Source organism: Paenibacillus sp. FSL H8-0317 (assembly GCF_045040685.1).
Taxonomy (GTDB): domain Bacteria; phylum Bacillota; class Bacilli; order Paenibacillales; family Paenibacillaceae; genus Paenibacillus.
Genome location: NZ_CP150294.1, coordinates 2,920,853 through 2,942,308 on the forward strand (window position 1 = coordinate 2,920,853; position 21,456 = coordinate 2,942,308).

The 21,456-nt window shown below is 45.8% G+C and carries 15 protein-coding genes; 10 read left to right on the plus strand and 5 right to left on the minus strand.

Going from position 1 to position 21,456, the window contains the following annotated elements; genetic code table 11:
* The first annotated feature begins 3 nt into the window (after window positions 1-3).
* The 10 genes from MHB43_RS13740 (at window position 4) to MHB43_RS13785 (ending at window position 13,345) form a co-directional block, all read left to right on the plus strand.
* Entirely contained in the window at window positions 4-1,209 is a 1,206-nt protein-coding gene (locus MHB43_RS13740) for an ROK family transcriptional regulator (protein ID WP_405132134.1), read from the plus strand.
* Between the two features lie 35 nt (window positions 1,210-1,244).
* Window positions 1,245-2,297, plus strand: a complete 1,053-nt coding sequence (locus MHB43_RS13745; protein ID WP_405132135.1) for an ROK family protein — start codon at window positions 1,245-1,247, stop codon at window positions 2,295-2,297.
* A gap of 31 nt (window positions 2,298-2,328) precedes the next feature.
* Window positions 2,329-3,552, plus strand: a complete 1,224-nt coding sequence (locus tag MHB43_RS13750; protein WP_405132136.1) for an MFS transporter — start codon at window positions 2,329-2,331, stop codon at window positions 3,550-3,552.
* Between the two features lie 21 nt (window positions 3,553-3,573).
* Window positions 3,574-5,814, plus strand: a complete 2,241-nt coding sequence (locus tag MHB43_RS13755; RefSeq protein ID WP_405132137.1) for a helix-turn-helix domain-containing protein — start codon at window positions 3,574-3,576, stop codon at window positions 5,812-5,814.
* Window positions 5,815-6,051: 237 nt separating this feature from the next.
* A complete protein-coding gene (locus MHB43_RS13760; protein WP_405132138.1) occupies window positions 6,052-6,426 on the plus strand; it encodes a hypothetical protein in 375 nt (124 codons plus the stop codon).
* A 394-nt stretch (window positions 6,427-6,820) separates the two neighbouring features.
* Window positions 6,821-8,422, plus strand: coding sequence for an extracellular solute-binding protein (locus MHB43_RS13765; protein ID WP_210107936.1), 1,602 nt, complete (start codon window positions 6,821-6,823; stop codon window positions 8,420-8,422).
* Between the two features lie 112 nt (window positions 8,423-8,534).
* The gene (locus tag MHB43_RS13770; protein ID WP_405132139.1) at window positions 8,535-9,437 is read left to right on the plus strand and encodes an ABC transporter permease; all 903 of its coding nucleotides are present in this window, start codon (window positions 8,535-8,537) and stop codon (window positions 9,435-9,437) included.
* Between the two features lie 39 nt (window positions 9,438-9,476).
* Window positions 9,477-10,349, plus strand: a complete 873-nt coding sequence (locus MHB43_RS13775; protein ID WP_076249554.1) for a carbohydrate ABC transporter permease — start codon at window positions 9,477-9,479, stop codon at window positions 10,347-10,349.
* Between the two features lie 21 nt (window positions 10,350-10,370).
* Complete coding sequence (locus MHB43_RS13780) at window positions 10,371-12,077, plus strand: hypothetical protein (RefSeq protein ID WP_405132140.1); 1,707 nt, start codon at window positions 10,371-10,373, stop codon at window positions 12,075-12,077.
* A 302-nt stretch (window positions 12,078-12,379) separates the two neighbouring features.
* Window positions 12,380-13,345 (plus strand): sugar phosphate isomerase/epimerase family protein, encoded by a 966-nt coding sequence (locus MHB43_RS13785; protein ID WP_405132424.1) that lies wholly within the window; start codon window positions 12,380-12,382, stop codon window positions 13,343-13,345.
* A gap of 138 nt (window positions 13,346-13,483) precedes the next feature.
* On the opposite strand, the gene MHB43_RS13790 is transcribed toward MHB43_RS13785, so the two are convergent.
* The 5 genes from MHB43_RS13790 to MHB43_RS13810 form a co-directional block, all read right to left on the minus strand.
* Window positions 13,484-14,119 (minus strand): response regulator transcription factor, encoded by a 636-nt coding sequence (locus MHB43_RS13790; RefSeq protein WP_221824855.1) that lies wholly within the window; start codon window positions 14,117-14,119, stop codon window positions 13,484-13,486.
* A complete protein-coding gene (locus tag MHB43_RS13795) occupies window positions 14,119-16,197 on the minus strand; it encodes a sensor histidine kinase (RefSeq protein WP_405132141.1) in 2,079 nt (692 codons plus the stop codon). Before MHB43_RS13795 ends, MHB43_RS13790 begins: the two co-directional genes overlap by 1 nt.
* A gap of 387 nt (window positions 16,198-16,584) precedes the next feature.
* Window positions 16,585-18,627, minus strand: coding sequence for a serine hydrolase (locus MHB43_RS13800; protein WP_339184521.1), 2,043 nt, complete (start codon window positions 18,625-18,627; stop codon window positions 16,585-16,587).
* Between the two features lie 309 nt (window positions 18,628-18,936).
* Window positions 18,937-19,521 carry an AAA family ATPase gene (locus MHB43_RS13805; protein WP_339184523.1) on the minus strand — a complete coding sequence of 195 codons (585 nt, stop codon included), beginning with the start codon at window positions 19,519-19,521 and terminating at the stop codon, window positions 18,937-18,939.
* 87 nt (window positions 19,522-19,608) lie between these two features.
* A complete protein-coding gene (locus MHB43_RS13810; RefSeq protein ID WP_339184525.1) occupies window positions 19,609-21,414 on the minus strand; it encodes an ABC transporter substrate-binding protein in 1,806 nt (601 codons plus the stop codon).
* Window positions 21,415-21,456 lie beyond the last annotated feature (42 nt).

Consider the following 21,456-nt stretch of genomic DNA (forward strand, 5'->3'; position numbering starts at 1 on the left):
AATATGGCCGGCACACCGCAGTATATCCGCAATCTGAATGAAAATCTCATTATGGATGCCCTTATAACTCAGGGAACCATGTCGAGAGCGGAAATCAGCCGTCAGACCGGACTTAGTAAACCAACAGTATCTTTGGCAGTCGAACATCTGATTGACCGTAATCTGGTGAAGGAAATGGGGCGAGCTGACAACGCTCAGGGTCGAAAAGCAACCCTCATTCGTTTCAATGAAACGGCTTATTATGTCTGTGGTATAGATATCGGTGCAACACGTATTCGGATTGCGTTATCCGATCTGAATGGAGAGATCATTGCCTATCGAACATATCCCATGGTTGTTCAAGGAGCTTATGAGCGAGCAGAAGCGACAATGCTGGAGCTTCTTCGAAGCCATATGAACGAACTGCTTGATGAGAATCATCTGAACTGGGATCAGATTCAGTGCATCGGGTTCGGTATACCAGGCGTAGTGCTGCCTGATTCAGGGCGTATCAATCGTATTGTGGACCCGTTAGCGGGTCTGGAAGAAGCTTTCTCTCTAGAGTCGTTGTCAGGAGCTTTTCCCTGTGAAGTAATACTGGAAAATGATGTGAATCTTGCGGCGCTTGGGGAGTATCGGAGTGGTGCAGCAGCAGGGTATCCCTTGTTTGTTTTTTTCTCCATCGGTACAGGGACGGGCGCTGGCATCATGGTACATGGCCAACTGCTTCGAGGTTTAGGTGGCTTAACTGGAGAGATCGCGGAGATGTTGGTGGACGATGGCCGACGTCTGGAGGAAGTGCTGTCCGCTGATGGTCTGATGCAACTGGCAAAAGATGATCTAGATCAGCATGATGAACTATTATTGGAGGCTGCTCATTCGGGTGCGGATGTTCTTCACAGACACCTGACACCTGAGAAGTTATTCGAAGCTGCACGCAGTGGAGAAGTAGAGGCTGTAGAGATTCTACAACAATACAGCCAGAAGATTGCTTCCGCTCTGCGTCAGATTAGCGTTGTGCTTGCTCCGGATCTCATTGTGCTTGGCGGAGGTGTAGGAGGAAACGGTGATGTGTTATTGCCTTTACTGAGGCAGATCATCTCTGAGCAATTCCCGGTGCAACCACAGTTAATCTGTTCCAAGCTTGGTGAGCAGGCTGTTGTCACTGGTGCGGTACAAGTAGCCATACAACAAACGATGCTGAACCTTCAGCAGGAAGCCATGGAATAAGAGATTGGATAGACAACATGTGAGGAGGGAAAGGCATGACAGAATCCGTAAAAAACGTAAGTAATGATTATCAGTCCAATCTGAATGGTACGGTTGGAGGGGATCCATCCGGCTGGATTGCAGGTATTGACATTGGAGGCACCAAAACATTAATGCTCTTGTCATCACAACAGGCTGGAAATGAAGTTCATGAACGAATCTTGCCTACTCTTGCCAGTGATCAGCCGGATGTGTTTTTCCGATGGTTATTCGCTGAACTGGAAACGTTCTGCCGTGAGGTGGGGTGCAGTCTGAATCAACTTTCAGGTGCAGGTTTGGGATTCCCTGGTGTGATTCTGCAGGAGGAAGGAATACTGCGAAATGCTCCAGCTTTTCAGTGGCCTGAGCAAGATATTCGTCCTATTATTGCTAAGTATTACACCGGGAACATCATGTTGGATAACGATGTGAATATGGCCGCAATGGGAGAATATGATCAAGGGGCAGCACAGGGACATCAACACTGTGTAATGGTCACGGTTGGAACAGGCATTGGATCTGCTCTTATCCTGAATGGACAGCTCTATAGCGGCCAGAATGGAGCAGCAGGTGAGATTGGGCATTTCATTGCAGGAGACGAAGGGCTTCATACCGGTTATGTTGCGGATGCGGATTCCTTTGGCGTATTTGAACAAGTGACTTCAGGTACGGGAATTACCGAACAGGCGAGGCGTTATTTTGCTGCTGGAAAGGGAAGTTCCTTATCCCTGATCATGAGTCTGGCAGGAGGGGAAGCGGAACAGATTGAAGCCAGGCATGTATTCAAAGCAGCCGAGTCGGGTGATCTTGCTGCCCTGGAAATTCTGGAACTGCCCATGCGTTATATGGCTAGAGGTCTGGCGAATATTACGGCTTTACTCAATCCTTCCATTATAGTGATCGGTGGTGGCGTGGCTGCATCCAACCCATCCTATTATCTAAATGAAGTGCATACACGCCTCCAACGTTATACTGTTCTGCCTACACTTTTAGCTGTAGCTGAACTGGGGAACAAAGCAGGAGCAATCGGGGCATTGGCTGCAATCAAGTCGAGTCTGACACGCACATAAGCAACTACAGACATAAAGGATGGAGATCCGGATGAGAAGTAGACATATGAAGGCTTACACAGAGAAAACAAAAGCCGATTCCAATGATGCAAAACGTGTTTTACTCCAATTGCAGGGGCTATATCTGTTTATGGGGCTTGCCGGGGGGATGTTTAATCCGTACATTAATCCCATATTGGTAGCACAAGGGTTTTCCAGTAAAGAAACCGGATTTATTATGGCGTTTGGCACACTTGTATCCATTATTCTTCAACCTATATGGGGAATTCTGGTAGACAAGTTTAAAAAGACACGGTTCGTACTGGTGATAAGCCTGCTTGTTCCTGCATCGTTAGCGTATTTCTACAATATTCAAGTGTACTTTATATTAATATTGATTTATACTTTATGCACTATATTCCAAGTGACTCAAATACCCGTTGCTGACTCCTATGCGGTTACAGCTGCGAGAGCCGCGAACACCTCATATGGCATGATCCGACTCTTCGGTAGCATAGGAACGGGAGTTGGGGGATTTGCCGCAGGGATGTATCTCTCCCAGTTTTCCATTCACATGTTATGGCTACCATTTCTCCTGTTTAACATTCTGAGCGCTATACTGGCAAGTACACTTCCCCGGCAGACGAGCATATCCTCGTCCTCGGTAACCTTCTCCGTAGGTTTGGCAAGATTGCTCCGAAACCGGACATTCCTTCTATTTCTAACAGGTTGTTTCCTGGTTAACCAAACGCTCACTGCGTTTAACTCCTTTTTTGTTATTTCATTTCAGATGGCTGGCGGTTCTGTGACCATGACAGGTACAGCACTGTTGCTGGCGTCAATTACTAATGTTCCATCCATGTTGGCAGCGGCATTCATACTCCGAAAATGGGGACATGAACGGACGATGCTGCTTGCAGCGGGGGCGTATATGTTACGTTGGGGAATACAATGGCTATGGCCATCGCCTGAGGTCATGATTGGCGTTCAGGTGCTGCATGGGTTATCCTTCGGATTTTTCTATATCGCAGCAGTGGAATATGTGGCATCGGTTACGGGACGGGAAATGCAGGCCACAGGACAAAGTTTATTTAACATGGTGTTTGCTGGCCTGGGCGGAATTGTTGGTAATATGCTTAACGGATATTTACTCGATTTCGGCGGTCCATCACTGATGTATCTGGCTTGCACGATCAGTGCGGCACTAGGATCAGTGATTCTGTATATCGTCAGCAGGCAGGCCAAAGAACAGAGAAGAGCATACTCATTAGAATAGAGATGGAAGGAGTTGGAGCCTATGAAAGTAAATCTGAGGCGGAATTGGCACACCAAGTTGATGTATTCGTATTTTCCTATTTTTCTGCTTACGATTTCCATTCTGATCTTTCTCTCCTTCCTGATTGTCAACGAACTCTCACGTAACGAAACACAAAAAGCCGACATGATCTCCACCCGCTATATCGTGGATACACTGGAGCGCTCGCTAAGTGACATTGAACTTCGGTTGCTTGAAGACATTGGTGCAAACAAGACATATAGTCGCTTTCTGGAAGCTGGACAGGGACAATTATCGAGTCAGTTCATCTATGATGCGGCAAGTGGACTGGGACGTATGCTGGATCAGCAGGATATGATTCAATCCATTTATCTCTATCGTATGTCCGATTCCCAGATTCTTACGCCCAGAGGCATGATGCGTTTGGAAGATTTCGAAGATCGTGCCTATATTGAGCAAGCCTTGAAAGATCGCGAGAACCTCGGTTGGAACTTGCCACGTGATTATAAGGAACGTTCCTTCGACGTACCTTCACAGGTGATTAGCATGAATAAATGGCTTCCTTTACCGTGGGGCGGGGAAGGACTACTCGTCATTACCATCCGCATGTATGCAGTGGAACGGCAGATTGATAACATGACCAATGAAAAGTTATCTGTTCTTCAGGTTCGGGATAAAAGCGACAATCTGATCTATACCGCCCATCAAATGGACCCTTCAGCAGGTGAAATCCTTAATCGTGTGACTGCGGACAAGCTTGGTCTGATCTTTGAGAGTGGTATTCAATCCGGACAGCTGTATTCATGGGTATCCCTTGTTTCTTATGTGTGGATCGGTATTGGTTTATTAACGATTGTTGGTGCGGTGGCTGGACTAATCTACATTACTCGCAGAAATACACGCCCCATTCAGCTGATCATGAATCGGATTCAGGCGTTACAGCCACGTGCCGAGGAGGATGAAGCAACTCCATCCGTCAAAGATGAACTGGCCCTCATCGACCGTGCGCTGGAACATCTGATTGCTCAGACGGTTGACTATGAGAAACAACATCATGAAAACTTGCTGATTCATCGCAGACAGTTGCTTGTTGATCTGATGGAAGGAGAGCGAATGGATTCGTTCCGTCAGCGACTTCGCCATCTGCAACCGCTAGAGGAACGATTCATGGAACCGAAGAGTGTTGCAGTCCTCATTGCGGAGATGAATGGTGACGATCTCTCGACCAATCAGAATATTCTGAAGATTGCGCTCATGAACGTAGTGGAAGAACTTGTGCAGAATGAGACCCAGTTTGGCGGTTGGGCTGAATGGTTTGGGAACCGCAGGCTTATTGTGGTGATTGCATCGGATGAGCAGGAAGGATTGGACCGTGAATTGCTTATGGATCTGGCTAAGCAGATGCATATGTGGATTGCGGAAAACTTTCGCCTACGGTTTACGTTCGGGATTGGACGAACCGTACCGGGTTGGGAGGAGATTACTCGTTCCTATGCGAGTGCAGATGCGGGTTTGCAGCATAGACTTACGCTTGGTAAAGATGCGATCGTTCTCAGTGAGCAACTGCCGGATCGTATTGAGCTGCAATCGTACAAGTATTTGCAGATACTCGCAGACTTTGTCCGTGAATTCAGACTAACCGGTGATGGTTGGCGAACGCAGCTGGACCAGATGTTTGTTGCATTCAGCGAAGATCAGATTACAGATAACGATATTCGCATGTTGCTGCAGGCGTTAATCCAGATGTTGTCCCGTGAATTCGGGGAGCTGTCTGAGCGGTTGCAAAGCCAATTTGCCGAGGAAATCCTGACTCGTCTTCGCAGTGATATCCAGCAGGTGGAGACACTGGAGGGGATTCAAGAGATTTTGCAGGAGTGGCTTAAAGAGGTTTATCGCAATTATGTGTCTGTAAATGAAACGAAAAGTCATCGCGCGATGATCAACGAGCTGCGGATCTATATTGAAGAGCATTTTGATGATCCGGATCTGTCGCTGAAACATTTGAGTGATCGATTCCAGATCTCGGGCAAATATGCGAGTTATCTGTTCAAGGAAGAGTTTGAGATGAAGTTTGTTGATTTTCTGGTAAAACTGAGGGTCGAAAAGGCCTGCCGTCTGTTGTCTGCATCCGATATGGCTGTTCAGGATATTGCTCTGCAAGTGGGTTATGCCAATGCCATCTCTTTCGGCAGAGTATTTAAACGGATTATGGGCGTGACACCAGGGGACTACCGCAAGCAGAGTGGGAAACAAGGAGATTAATAACGGAATTGCACGTGTTAGAACATCCGAGTATCGGGTGAAATTCAATTATCATTGAGATATCCATGAAATCTCCTGTATGAGGCAATAAGGTCCTTAACCTTGTCGTTCTTTGCAGGAGATTTTTTGGCTGTTCAACCATGATCTTAGGCCAGTCTAGCTGGTGCGTTAAGGAATTTTACAAATGTCCTATACTAGCATTATGACAATTTATAGATTAATAGGGCAGGAGTGAAGATGATGTACAAACACGGACAGCAAGTATGGGGATCGGTAGATATCAGTAAACGGGTTACCATTACAGCAAGCAACAACACATTTACATTTCATGTAGATGACTCGTCATATACGATAACTATACCTGTTGGTACCTACACGACAAGTCAACAAAGGCATGAATCCGAACTTATCCAGGCCATTTCGAAGGCAGGAGCGGCTCAGAACATTCCTGTACGATTTATTTTGGGCGGAATGCATTATGATGAGAAGTATAATGTATTGATTTTGGAACATACGGACACGAGCAGCGAACATGTTATCGATCAATTTGCGGGAAATGCCATCGATATTTTGTTTGGTCAAATGAAGTTTAATCTTCCGCCAAGGAATTAATACGTCGAATCGTTCTACTCGTGTTGCTAAACAAGGAGATCACATAAGATGTGGTCTCTTTTTCATTTTTTGAACAGATATTTAATGGAAAAAAGATTATTGCAAGTTGGGGGATGCCAGATTGGGTATGAGAAATCAAATAGAATACAACATTTTATGTTATTATAGTTAACATTAAAGGTGTGAAAATTGTATATTGTCAGGAAATATGTTTATATACCGCGGTATTTAACTTAAAAATCGTGAATTTTACATTTTGAAAATAGTTTATTGTCTAAATATCAGATCATGTGTAATGATTAGTGACATTCACAGGTGCAACGAAATTGGATGAACAAAGTGGAGTGGCAATCATGTGAATCCATTCAGAGAGTGTGCGAAAGGGGAAGGTCAAATGAGATTATTTCAAAGACGTAAGGCAGGCAAGGCAAGTTCAATCCTCGCAGTGGTAACAGCATTCACTCTATTATTATCTGCATGTTCGTCGGGAAGCGAATCAACATCTTCATCTGGAGAGTCGGGTTCGGGGGAAAAAACAACTTTGAAAGTAGAAATCTTCGATCGGGGAAATACTCCGGCGGGCTACACCATTTCGGACAGTTATCTGACTCGCTTCATTCAAGAGAAGTTTGGCGATCCAAACAACATCGACGTTCAATTTGTTCCAGTACCACGTTCGGAGGAAGTACAGAAGCTTAATGTTCTGATGGCGAGTGGCTCTGAAGTACCTGATATCGTCTTTACCTACGATTCGGGAACATTCAACCGGTATGCAGAGCAAGGAGGTCTGACCGAACTTACGGATCTGATCAATCAAAGTGGTCCTAACCTGAAGAAGTTCCTGGGAGATGAAACGCTGGCCTACGGTCAATATGATGGACAACAGTTCGCGGTTCCAGGTAAACGTCTAGTACTTGGCAAGTACGCATCCTATGTTCGTCAGGACTGGCTGGACGCGCTCGGATTGCCTTCACCCGAGACAGCTGAGGAGCTGCATACAACACTGAAGGCCTTTAAGGAAAAAGATCCGGGTAAGGTTGGCACAGGACTTATTCCGATGGGGATGTCCATTGCCTCGGCTCAATATGAACCACTCATCTGGTCATTCATTGAACCGCTGACGGAAGAACAGAAATATACATTAACGCAGCAACTGGGTTCCAATGACTATCCAACGTTGTTGCCTGGTTTCAAGGACGCCCTGAAATATATGAACACACTTTATAATGAAGGATTAATGAGCAAGGACTTTGGACTCGACAAAGACAAGAAAAAGCTGTGGGAGGATGTATCTAACGGGAAAGTTGGATTCTACACTGAGGATGCGGGGGAGATTTACATCTCTGGTACGTACAAAAACCTGCAAACCAATCAACCGGGTGCAGTGATTACACCCATTGATGCATTCAAAAACTCCGAAGGCAAATTCGCCAAACCGGCGTATGCACCCAATGCAATGTATGTCATGATTCCGAAATCGAGCAAAAATGCGGAAGCCGCGATGAAGTATCTGGATTGGATGGCTTCGGGCAACAACCTGTTCGACCTGCAATTCGGTGTTGAAAATGAGAACTATGAACTTGTGGATGGGGTACCACTGATCAAAGATGATGCTTCTCCTGAAATCGCAGGCCGTATCTATAATTCCGGTGACATTGCCATTATCGTGAACGGTAAATACGTTGGGGATGACAAGAAAAATGAAGAGGCCTATGTCGTTCAGGTAGAGTCGAAGTATCGGGATGATATGCGCAAGTCGGTAGCGATCTCTAACACGGACACCATTCAACCGGTACGTTTCTCCAAACCGATTGACGCAGAAGCACGTTACGGTAACGGCTTGAAAGACAAGTTTATGGAGTTTTTCGTGAAAACAACCATTTCCAAACCCGCTGATTTTGAAGCTACGTATGACAGCATGATGAAGGACTACATGGCGAGCGGTGGTCAAGCAATCCTGGATGAACGTACAGAAGCTTACAAAGCGATGAAATAAGTAGAGTAGAGATCACATCTAAATGTGTATGACAACAAAGAACAGGGATTTCATTAGGGCGATGGCAACATCGCCTTGATGAAGAATCCTGAATGACATGGGGGGAAGGTTTATGAAAACAAGCATCTATTTCCGCAGAAACTGGCAACTATATGCGTTGCTCCTACTGCCCATGATCTACTTCATTATTTTCAAGTATGGGCCAATGTATGGCGTGCAGATTGCGTTCAAGGATTTTAACTTCTTTCAAGGGATCTCTGGTAGTGAGTGGATTGGTTTGGATGCATTCAGAGAAGTTTTTCAAAATCAGGGGTTCTACACTGCATTACGCAACACGTTAGTGCTTAACTTGCTGGATCTACTGGTCTCCTTCCCGGCACCACTTATATTAGCCATCTTATTGTTCGAGCTGAAGAAGGCCTGGTTCAAAAAGTTGGCACAGACTTTACTGTACATTCCTCACTTTATTTCGTGGGTCATTATTGGAGGGATCGTACTTCAGGTATTCGGTACACAATCCGGTTTTATTAACAATATCTTGATGAGCATGGGATTTGATCCATTGCCTTTCCTTTCAGACAAAAACTATTGGCTCTTTACGTATCTTGCGGTAGGTGTGTGGCAGAGTGCAGGCTGGGGTACGATTCTGTATCTGGCATCCCTGACGGGCATTAACCGGGAACTCTACGAAGCGGCTGAAGTGGATGGAGCAAGTCGGTTACGCAGAATCTGGCATATCTCCTTGCCAGGCATCAAAACAACGATTGTTACCTTATTGATCATCAATGTCGGCAACATGATCTCCATCGGTTTCGACCGACCATTTATTATCGGTAACGTGGCTGTACGTGAATACTCGGATGTACTCAGCACGTTTGTCTATCGTGTCGGTTTACAATCTGGTCAGGTCACGCTTGCAACAGCTGTAGGTTTGTTCCAGGCATTAGTTGGACTTGTCTTCATACTGGGAGCGAATTACACGTCCAAGAAATTAACCGATGAGAGCATTATGTAGTGGATTAGATTCACATATGATCTGTAAGGAGTGAGTGAGATGTCTGAAAACACGGCGAATCGAATATTCAACACGGTAAACGTCATTCTTATTATCATTACGATGGTGCTGTGCCTTGCACCATTCATTCATATTATTGCGATCTCGCTCAGTTCAAACCGGGCGATCGGTTCAGGAGAAGTTTCCTTTTTCCCCAAAGAGTTGTCCTTTGAGGCGTACACCAAAGTATTTGCAGATGGATCAATGATTCGTTCCCTGATCTATACCATTTGGCTGACCGTCCTGAGTACGGTGCTAAGCATGGTGATGACTATCGCAGCAGCTTATCCACTGGCGAAGAGTAATCTGAAAGGGCGCAAGTGGTTCATGCTTGTCATTGTGGTGACGATGTTCTTCAGTGGCGGCATTATCCCCGAGTACATTCTGATCAAAAATCTACATTTACTCGATAGCACATGGGGACTTATTCTGCCTGGATTGATTAGTCCGTTCTACATGATTATCCTCATTACCTTCTTCCGAGGTATTCCTGAAAGTCTGGAAGAAGCAGCAGGCATTGATGGAAGCAGCCACTTCGGAACACTTATGCGCATTATCTTGCCGCTGTCCCTACCGGTTATGGCGACACTGAGCTTATTCTACGCGGTAGGACGGTGGAATGGTTTCCAGGATGCACTCATGTATATTACGAAGCCTGAGCTATATCCTTTGCAATTGAAGTTGTATCAGATGATTCAGCAAAACCAGATTACAGAATTGATGCAGAACGAAGGCATTGGTGCTGTTCAAGTACTGCCTGAGAGTCTGAAAGCAGCCAGCGTTATATTCTCAACGTTACCGATCCTGCTTGTGTACCCGTGGTTGCAGCGGTACTTTATCAGTGGCGTAATGGTAGGTGCTGTAAAAGGTTAACAGTCTCGGGAGGTCCATGACATGACACAACGAATGGTAGAGAAGATGTCGAAAGAGCAGCAGTATCTTATAAATCAGTCCATGTTGATGATGGATAGCTTTTATGACGAGGAATTGGATCTGCTTCGGAGTTTTGAAGAGGAGGATTCATCGCAGCACAGCACACGAGCGAGTGCACATTATGCACTCGGGTTGTTGATTCGAAATGAGCCTGGTGATGTGGAACGCGCGATAGGAGTGTTCCACAAGGTGCTCGATGTTCAATATGACGCTCCGGATGAGATCTATCACGGGACCTTCGCGACCCGACCCAATGATGTGCATCCACCAGCGGGTCACTACGCTTGGAAATCTTTTGCGCCAGGCACGGCCTATTTCCTGGAACGCACCTTTGAGAAGGTGTCTGCGCAGTTTATCCATAAACTACAGGAAGAGGGTTCTCTGCTAACAGAGGCAGCAGACCCCAAACAACTGAAAAACCTTTTTTATTCGGCAGTGAATCAGGTTCTGCCACCAGTCTGGATCAGCTATGATCCCAACTGGCGTGAGTTTATCGCTTGTGTCTGTGTGGTTGTAACTGCTGAATTCGCCGATCTACTGCCGGAGACACTCGTGAAACGGATGGATTATGCGATGGAACTGGCTGTTCAAGGATCAATAGAACGCAGGTTATCCGACGTAATCCCGATGAACACCAATATTGAGTTAATGCATATTTTCATCACCCACTACTACGGCCATCGTTTGAACCGAACAGATTGGATTCAGCATTCGGATGAACAGGCGGAGGGGTTGATGAAGGAGTTTGAACAATACGATGGTACATTCGCGGAGTTCAATACGACAACGTATTATGGGGTGGATCTGTCCGTGCTTGGCATGTATCGAAAGTATGGACTCACCGAACGTTTGATCGAAATTGGACACTGGATTGAACATGGGCTGTGGAATAACATTGCGCTATATTACAATGCCAACCTCGAAAATCTCTCCGGCCCGTTCTCTCGGGCGTACGACATGGAGATGCGAGAGCATAGTTCAATCGGCGTGTTTATCTATCTCTTGCTTGGAGAAGGGTATGAATATCTGGCAGGAATCAACTGTGAGTCAGGCCATGATCCACTGATTGCGCTCCTTGGGGTGGATGTGCCCGCTGAAGCCGTGCCGTATTTCAAGGCTCATCAAGAAGATCGGCTTGTGCAGAAACGGTTCATGGAACTGTGTGAGCGCAATGATCCAACGTCCAATCGGAATTTGTGTACAGCCAAAGCTTGGATCGGTGAGGATCGGATGATCGGGGCCATGTCGGGAAGTGTGAATACGAATGGACAGATGCATCCAGCCACGATCCACTGGCAGACACAGACGGGGGAGCGTTATTATCTTCGCTTGATCCGCCGTGAGGTGGGCGAGGGGTGGAACAGTCATCTGCGCGGAGTAACGTTCGATGCGGATCTCACACCTGATTCGTTAACCATTGATGTGGAGCTGGATACGGCGGAAGAGATCGATGTTTATTTTGAAATCAGTGGGCCATCCCTTCGTCAGCAGGATATTACACCAGTGTTATGGCAGTTCCCTGGACTTACGTGTACCGTGAAGGCTGAAGCACCTGAACCATCCGTGTTAATGTACGTGAATCATGCGGAGATCATCTATCGTTATGTGCCTGGGAAGACGGCAAACAAGATGAGATTTGAATTGACTCTCCGTGAAGACAACGGTTAGAGGGATGAATAGGTATATAAGATGAACTGAACATTTACACGAGAACGAAGAGTGCAGAACCGATCTGAAGAAGCGGAGCGTTCGCCTGAAAGCTTTCTGCAAGAAAGCTGCATCGGAAGCATAAGCTATCACCCGATTTTTCCCTTTGGAGAAGGGGATCAAAAAAATCAGGGGATAACAGCGATCGGAAGATGGTGCTGCAATTGGAGTGATCTAGTGTAAAGTTTATTGGTTCAACTTATATAGATAGAGATAAATGGAATATGAATGGGCGATAGAATGAGAGACAGGAGGAACCAATGATGTATACGGACAAACAGGAATATTCGTTCTCAACATGTTGGAATATCAAACGTCATACGAACGGACAAGGCATGATCGAAGAGATCAAGTCTCTTGGATTCAAACAAGTTGAACTGAATTATAACGTTACGGAAGAGATGCTGCAGACGATAGAACCAATGATTGAACGGGGTGAGATCGGTGTATCCAGTGTGCATAATACATTCCCGCATGTGGCTGATCCGGATTACGGAACGGATTCCATCCTGCTTGGATTCGATGATGAACCGCGCCGCAAACGGGCGATTGAACTGTTACTTCGCTCAGCCGAGTACGCACATCGTTATGGTGCCAAGGCTGTTGTTGTACATCCCGGTGAGGTTCCGTTTGAATACAACATAGATGAAGCATTGAAAAAGATATACCACGATCAGGGGCCGGACTCACCGGCATATCAATCTTTATGGCAAGAGATGCTGGAGAAGCGGGAAGATGGCAGCGCACATTACCTGAGCCGGATTCAGGAGAGTCTGGAAGAGGTATGTGACTTGTCTGAGCAGCGGGGATACGGGGTGAATTTTGGTATTGAAACCCGTTCACGCTGTTATCAGATGCCGACTTTGCACGAAGCCGGAACGATTATTGGACAAATGAAGGGCGCGCCGCTTGGTCTTTGGTACGATATTGGTCACGGTATGATGATGGATCGAATGGGGCTGTACGATAATGTACGTGAGGCTAACGCGTTGATTGATCACGTGGTTGGCGTGCATATTCATGAAACCGTAGGGTTATCAGATCATTGGTGTCCATACATTCATAGTAAAGACATGACCTTTTTTGATTCATTTTTGGATATTATTGATCGTTCGCCAGTGAAAGTATATGAGCTGAAAGCCGCGTGTACACCGGAAGAAATCGATGAGAGTCATGGAATAATCACGGCTCGTATTGCTGAACGTCATGCGGCGCGTCAGCGCGGATAGGGAGCACACGCATCAAGCATGAATGCACTTTATTAGGGAAAGTAAACCAACAGATAGAGCGGTTCAGAACAAACCTCAGGTTGCATTTCAGGGTGTTCTACCGCTCTTTTGTTGTTCTTTTTAAAGTGATATATGTTTTTACCGTTTCTCTGGGAGTGTTACGTCACCGAGAATCCCTGCCTGGTAGCCTTTGACTACAGCACCAATTCGAGATTTCACACCAAATTTCTGTGTAATGGAGGTTATATGATACTCCACTGTACGTTGACTGATCGCCAGATCCTGCGCAATCTCCTTGTTGGTCATCTCCAGTGCAATTCGGTTAAGTATTTCCCGTTCTGTTGCCGTGAGTGATTCCTCCAGATTAGGGGATAACATGGTCTCTGGAATAAGAACATGACCCAACATACTTTGGTGAATGGCGTTGATAATCTGTCCATACGTTGCTTGTTTCGACAAGTAGGCATGGACGCCGAGATCATAAGCTTTTAACTGGAATTCGTGATAGTTATATCCGGATAACAGTATGATTTTAACGGATAACCCGTATTGATCTTTCAATCTTCTCACAACCTCGAACCCGTCAAGCTGGGGCATGCGGATATCCATCACAACAACATCTGGCCGCAGCGCCTCTACTTCGGATAAAAAAAGCAATGGGTCGCTGAATGTCTTCACTACCTGTATGTCTGGTTCACGATTCAAACGGTTGTTGAGGCCTTCCATGACCAGAGGATGATCATCAAGCAGTACGACTGTGATTGGTTCGTTCATTATTCAATAGCTCCTTTGGTTAAAGGCAAACGAATGTTGATGGAGGTTCCTTTGCCAAGGCTGGAATGTATGGTGAATTCTCCACCCAGATGTTGAATGCTGCTTTGTATGGATATCAAACCGAAGTGCCCTGTTGCAGTATCAAATGTGGTATGAACATTAAATCCCAAGCCGTCATCCTCTACTTGGAGAATCAAGTCATTATCCCTTGTATGTACCTGAATGGAGCAAAACGCAGCTTCGGCGTGTTTCATTACATTCATAATGAGTTCACGGATCGTCCGAAAAACAGTGGACTTTAGAGGTTCGTACTTTAACTCTTCAAAGAGGGCGTTGTAGTTAAGTTCCATTCTGATCCCACTTTGCATTTGAAGTGTACGGATAAGCCATTGCAACGCTTCCTCAAGATCGCTTCGATCCATAATATGAGGGTAGAGATCATCACATAATTGACGTATATCTCTCTGGGAAGCATACAGGCACTCCAGCCAAACAGCCGTTTGATCCTTACGCGTCTCTCCGGTATCGTGTAATTCCTCCAAATCACGAGACAGGAAAATCAGGTTTTGAAGCAGTTGGTCATGAAGGAAATATGAGGTTTTCATACGCTCTGCCTGTTGGGCTTCCATCAAAATATCATTGAACTCCCGATGACGGCGTATCTGGTGTTCATGAAGCGTTGTCTGATCTACACGGTGTTCATATCGCTTCTGAAGATCGGATAAGAGTCTGCCATTGACGAGCATTCGAATCGCTTCCAGCCTGCCTTGATCAATGATATCCTGCTCTTCTGCTGAAAAAAAGGTGCGATTTTCTTTGTGACCAATGCCCAGAAATCCCGCCATCTCCGTCGTTGGTTCACCTGACAGCTCCCAAACCTGTGCCAAATCATATTTTTGTCGTAAAACTTCAATATCCAACGCCTGGTTATCTATATTCTGAATGGAAGTAAAAATCCCTGTACCTTCCTGAGAATATCTGTGCTTATCATCAATCCATATGACAATTACACCTTCAATATCCAGCATCTTGTGGAACATCTCGGCAAACACGTGAATCATGTCCCGCATGTTTTGCTGCTCAGCCATTCGCACAGTCAACCGCAGTTGCTGGTGTTCCAACCAGTCTTTGTTAAGTTTGTTTTTCTTGCGTGAGCGGGTGAGCGTGTACTGATACGCCCAAGTGATTAGCAAAAACGAGACAAACAGTAAGCTGATATGAATTAACAAATGCAGGTGAGATGCAGCCAGAAACAGTAAAAATACGATTAAAACATATAGTCCATGAATCATCAATCTTGGCATAACCAGTTTGAGGTCAAGCATACTCCGTTGTACAAGTACATAAGTGAACATCCATGATAAAGGTAGAAATCCAATTAATGTGTACTCTACAGGCAATAATGGTTCACCTTGAAGCAGGGTTGGAATAGCAAAACAGATGATGAAGGGAATCAGGCTAACAAGTATTCCTGTTAACATGAGCAATAGCTGGTTCTGCTCCTTGCGATTGTAGCTTTTACGATTAACCCATGTCATCCAGATTAAGATCAGAAGGGTTGCACAAAGAATAAAGTTGAGCAGATTGGTTGGACCAGACGGTGCAGCAGGTGTGCTAATTAAAGTAATGCCTTGATTGATCTGAACATCGGTCATCATCCACTGCTTGATGTACAGAAAGGCAAGGCCAGTAGAGTAGGCAACGGCAACACCTCTGCTGATGAATAGTAACCACTGGAAACGATGCAGGTGGGTACGGAACACAAAAGACACATAAAAAGCAGTTAGACAGTAAGGTAACCATGCCGCACAAAAGGCCAGAATATAATTGGATAAAGGCAACTGGGATGTGTATATCGTCAGTATACATATGGCCATGGACAGGTTAAGGAGGTAGAACAGGCGCATCACTCGTGAACTGGGTTGGCTAAACAAGGCATAGGTTCCGGTCAGCAACAGCAATAATTCTACAATGGATGAGAAGCCGATGTTGAACCATTCACGTGGTCCAGGCTTCATTGTATGTTCGGATGCCTGACCGTGAGAATTCTCAACGCCGATGGTGTAGGCTTCAGTCACTAAGAATACACCTTTTTGATGGAGTAACCGGACTCCTCCTTTGGGTTCTAAGGAGATAACGGTGTCACCTGATCTAATCCCGGATGTATAAGCTAAACCTTGCGGATCTACATCATGTACTGCCCAAGAATTGGAGGCATTTGGTGTCAACGAAAGTCCGATATAAGGATTCATAAATGAAGAGATATGGATATACGTGGCTGTCAGTATAAAACACAACATCGTTACAAACCACACGAAATTAAATTTAGTTTTCATGAATCTATGTAATGAAAGTTTTAGTCGCATGGTAAAATCATCCGTTCTTAATAAAATGCATCATTGGTAAAATGAAGTGGAAAAACAAGCCATGTAGCAATGACATGGCTTGCCGAGCATCACTCTATGTTAATGTAGCAGAGTGCCTAACATTTTGTACATCAAAACTGATGATTCCTGCCTGAGCATAGGTTGCTTCGATCTATAATCCACAGCACCGCTGCTGGATACGGATACTTCCGGACCGTAGAGACCTAGAGCAACCACAAACTGGACACCTTCTTCAGCCCAACGATCCTGTGAACCGATGAGATTGGCAGTTACGGCAGGTGCGCCAAGGAGTTGTTGTGCCGTTCTCGATATGATCACCGCTGCCTCTTGCCTTGTTATGGCTTGCTCGGGATGGAACAATCCATGGCTATTACCTTGCACAATACCCAGTTCAAGCGCTGTTTGAATGTAGGCGGCATAGGGACTTGATTGGGTATCTTTAAATGTTGGTGATTGAGCTGAAATGGACATCCCGCTTATGCCCACAACCTGTGCTACAAACTCCCCCCGACTAACAGGCTTCTCTGGTTCAAATAGGGAATGATCCTGTGGATACAGGCCAATCTGTGTTAAGCGATAGATGTATGGAGCATAGGGATGGTCTTCTGGCACATCTTCATAAGGTCTGGCTTCTGGCAATTTCTCGGACCAGCTATCTGACTTGTTGTAATAGAAATACGTGATTTCACCTGACTGATTTTTTTTGAAACCAGCGAGCTTGCCGTCCTCATCCTTGAACAGCGTGTCCTTAACGGGTGTTAAAGTGTGAGTGCCATAAGCATCTATAACCTGAAGACCTTTCTCTGTTGCTGAAATATCATACAACCATGCGGGCAGACGGATATCTCGATATAGTCCCTCGTAGGTAAGAAGTAAAGACTTGGGTACGCTATAATCACTATAATGCGTCTCGTTGTTTGGATAAAAATGATCCATAAATGCTTGGAAAAGCGCTTCTCGCACATCTGGTCCATCACTGTTGGAGACGATAAATAGTCCAGTCTTCTCGTTAGGCAACAGCCACAGATTGGAGTGGAATCCGTCAAGATCGCCTGCTTTACTCACGACTTTCCGTCCATGATTATACTGTGAATAGGTGGATTCGAATCCATAACCTGTACCAGGTATATCCGGGTGTATGGAGACATCCAACGTTTGCATCGCTTGAATGGATGACGGTTCGAGTATACGTGCACCCTGGTACGAACCTTGATTGAGCTGCGCAAGCATAAAGTGAGCTATATCCCGTCCAGTTGTAATTAATCCGCCCTCAGGGGAGCTGTCCGGTATATTGGGGTATTGCGGAAGCTCCTGTCCTTCAGCGCCATAAGGAGTTGCGAGTTTTCCTAGCGTGTCTTTGCTTAGGGTGAAATGGCTATCCGACATATGAAGAGGGTTAAATATATGTTGTTGTACATAAGTCTCAAACGGAAGTTTGGACTGTTTCTGAACGATGTAACCCAAGAGTGCATAGCCGTAATTGTCGTAACGGAAAACTTCTCCTGGATTGCGAACAACGGACGGTTTGTTGTCTTGGATGAATTGCTCAAGCGGATAAGAACTTTCAAGTTCTCTGTCTGTAGCTGCTGCATCTGTGAAATCAAACCCGCTGGTGTGGGTCATCAGATGTTCCAATGTTAACGATGTTCCGGTATGGTTGGTCAGATGCAAAGCGTCTGTGTATGCGCTGATATCCTGATCAAGCTTTACGTTACCTTGCTCGGCCAATTGCATAATGGCGGTTGCTGTCAGCGTTTTGGAGATGGAGGCTACACGGAATAGAGTGGAGTCGGCGTCGACGGGGATTTGTTTTGCCACATTGGCATAGCCATATCCTTTATTCAACACGATCTGTTGATCGTGAACAACGGTGACTACCGCACCTTTCAGAGCAGACTTCACTTCAGGCTGGGCGAAGAATTGATTGATGAACGATTCAGTTTCCTGAGGGCTTACCTGAGGAAGAGGGGGACTGCTCTCTGCCGATACACTGGTTATTGTGGTAAAACTCAGAGATGCACCCAGGAGGATGTTGGCTATGGCACGTTTCCACCTGTGATTTGATTTGTAGCTCTGTTCTTGTTGTTGTCGAGTTGGACATGTTGCTACGTGAGATTTCATGAAATTCTCCTTTGAGTTGAGATATGTTCGTTCTCTTACATCTAAGTACATCTATAATCTATCAGTTCAAATGTGATGGCGATTCCGTAGTACGCGCTTATTACGGCAGGACTTCCGCAAACCTTTTTGCGTGATCCCGCAATTGTGGAGGATGAAGAGTGAGTTTTGAATGATCTTGAATATATGAAAAGAGGTATTTGTCATGATGGACCCAACAGGGACCTCGACAAATACCTCTTTTTGTTTCGTCTTTTATTTTCTATGCAAAGCGACATAGTGCAAAGTAATTGGGAAGTAGATTTTATAAAACTACTCGTACATCCGTCGTTCAAGTTCAGAATAGGCAATCGCAGGATCATCACTGGAATTATCAATATAAGCGACGGATGCAGAAGGGAGGGGCCAGGCTATTTCTTTACGGACGAGAGAAGCTGTGAAGGCATCCCAGTTGGCTAACTTCCATTCATCTAGTGGGGATTGTCTTGCTGTGATCCGCTTGTGATACAACGCTTCATTCTCTAGATAAATATAGGCAACACGCACATCCGTATCATCCAGGGTATGTCCAATTCGTGCAAGTTCCTGCTCGATCCAATCCGGGGTACCGATTTCCTTGGTAAATGGCCCCACAACGATCGTATCGATTCCCAACTGAACGTTATCCAGAGCAGCATCCATCGTAATGCGGTACCCAAGATCACGGCATAACCTTTTGTATTCAGGCGAATCTCGGTCGGATGGATCAAGTCCCTGAAGGGTCATGATCGCCTCAGCCGCGGGACGAAGCAGAATATCCATATCGAAGAAAGCCGCTTTATGTTTACGGGAAAGGGCTTTGGCAAGTGTAGTCTTGCCACTTCCGGCCCCGCCGAGAAAGAAAATCAATTTGCTCATGAATGTAATGCCTCCTTAGTATGGTGCAAGTGCGTGTAAGATGTGAGCTAATATCATTTGCTTATTTTAGCACAATCCATAACAATCTCACTTCATCACCTGCGAAGGAAACCAGATATGACGCAGGTTCGCCCAGCCCTGGCTGTTGAAAGATATACCACGTACCGAAGGCAGATAAGCGGTTTCTACCGGTTTTTCGGATAAATGGAACAGTAAATTCTGACCAACCAAAAATTGCTCAATGCGGTCTAATTCACGAGTTCGATCCGCAGCGATGGGAGAGGCTACGATGGTTTGCAAGATCTCATGGATCGTTATACGAGTAGAATCTTCCAGATGCTCAGATAACGTAGAGTAGAGATCATACCTTCGCAGTTCTTCGTCCCTGTCCCGAATGAGAGAGAAGAGAATCAGATCAGACTCCAGCCGCAGATTTCCTTTGAACTGCTCCATCGTAGCAGTACGGACAGTACAGGAGAAACCGCACTGCTCCAGTATGGACGCCAGATGTTGGGCATCCCTGCGATATTGTGGGATGGTTGCAATGTGCAGGGAGACGGGACTGGAGGATACGGAACTCATCGATATATCGCTAAATCCCTCCGAGTGGACTTGGACTTTCTTGGTATTCACGGCACTAAAATCAGTCTCCACGACCTCAGAGTTATCTCCACGTCCGTCATCTCTATACATTCCAGCAAGGCATGACTGAAGGTGTGCTCTTACTTCCGGATCGTTTAACGGTCCGGTTTTTTGCGTATTACACGTGAGTAATTTATGAACCATCACCCCTGCACTAATCTGTGTCCAGTCTGCACCCGCAGACGAAGACGGATTATGAACAAGATGAAAGAACGGAGTTTCGATATCTTGGCTATCATCCATTTTTGCCGAGGCACTCCACGGAATTTGCAGGATATCTACCCGGTCCATTTGTGCTCTACCCTGAAAATACGATGAAAAGGCTTCAAGTCTGCACAAGTGATCATCCCAGGCGGTGACCTTGAACGGTCCCGTCCCAACAGGTTTTTGCATCCCATGCACATCACTCGAATGCTTCATCTTATGTTCGTTTGTTCCTGATGAGGGTACAATCGCCGCACGACTTGTTGTCAGGAAGGACAAAAACAATTCATGAGGATTTTTAAGCTGGAAACACACGGTTAAGGAATCGACCGCTTCAATAGATAGAATCTGTTTACTTACATCACGGTACAGTGTCCGGCGATCTGTAGATTGCAGCCGTTCAAACGTATGAACAATATCATGGGCCGTCAACAACCGACCATCGTGAAATGTAATACCTTTTCGCAAATAAAAGATCCAGGTCTTTCGGTCTGCACTGACATCCCAGGTATGAGCGAGACATGGGAGAATCTCTCCCTGTTCGCCCCGCTGAACCAACCCGTCAAAGACATGGCTGGTAACAAAGGATTCAGCTAATAGATTAATGTACAGCGGATCAAGCGCATGAAGCTGTTGGCGCAGGGGCAACCGAAGCGTATCAATCTGCTCATTATTGGTGCCGGCTTCCGTATGATGTCCTGAATACCCAAGCAACCACTGGTTTAGATGATCCTGCATGATTGTTGAACTGGAGAATGCGCTCACCTGCTCGGCAGCTTCCTGCAATTCCCGGCGATTCATGGCCTGCATCATATATTCTGCGGCGATTTGATCAGCCGGAACAAGCAAGGTAAGTGAAGAACGCCGACCCCTGCCACGCTGGGAAACCCAATGAACCCAGTCATGGGCAACCATCTTTTTGACAATCGTTAACGTATTGCGATGTGTACAATTTAGCAACTCAGCGAGATCGGCGAGTGTAAGTTCATGTTCTGTGTGGTGGCCGTAATGGCGATGCAACAGCAGATATTGCTGATGTAATTTCAAGTGTTGATTCCCTCCTGGAGGTGAACTCTGACGTATTCCTCT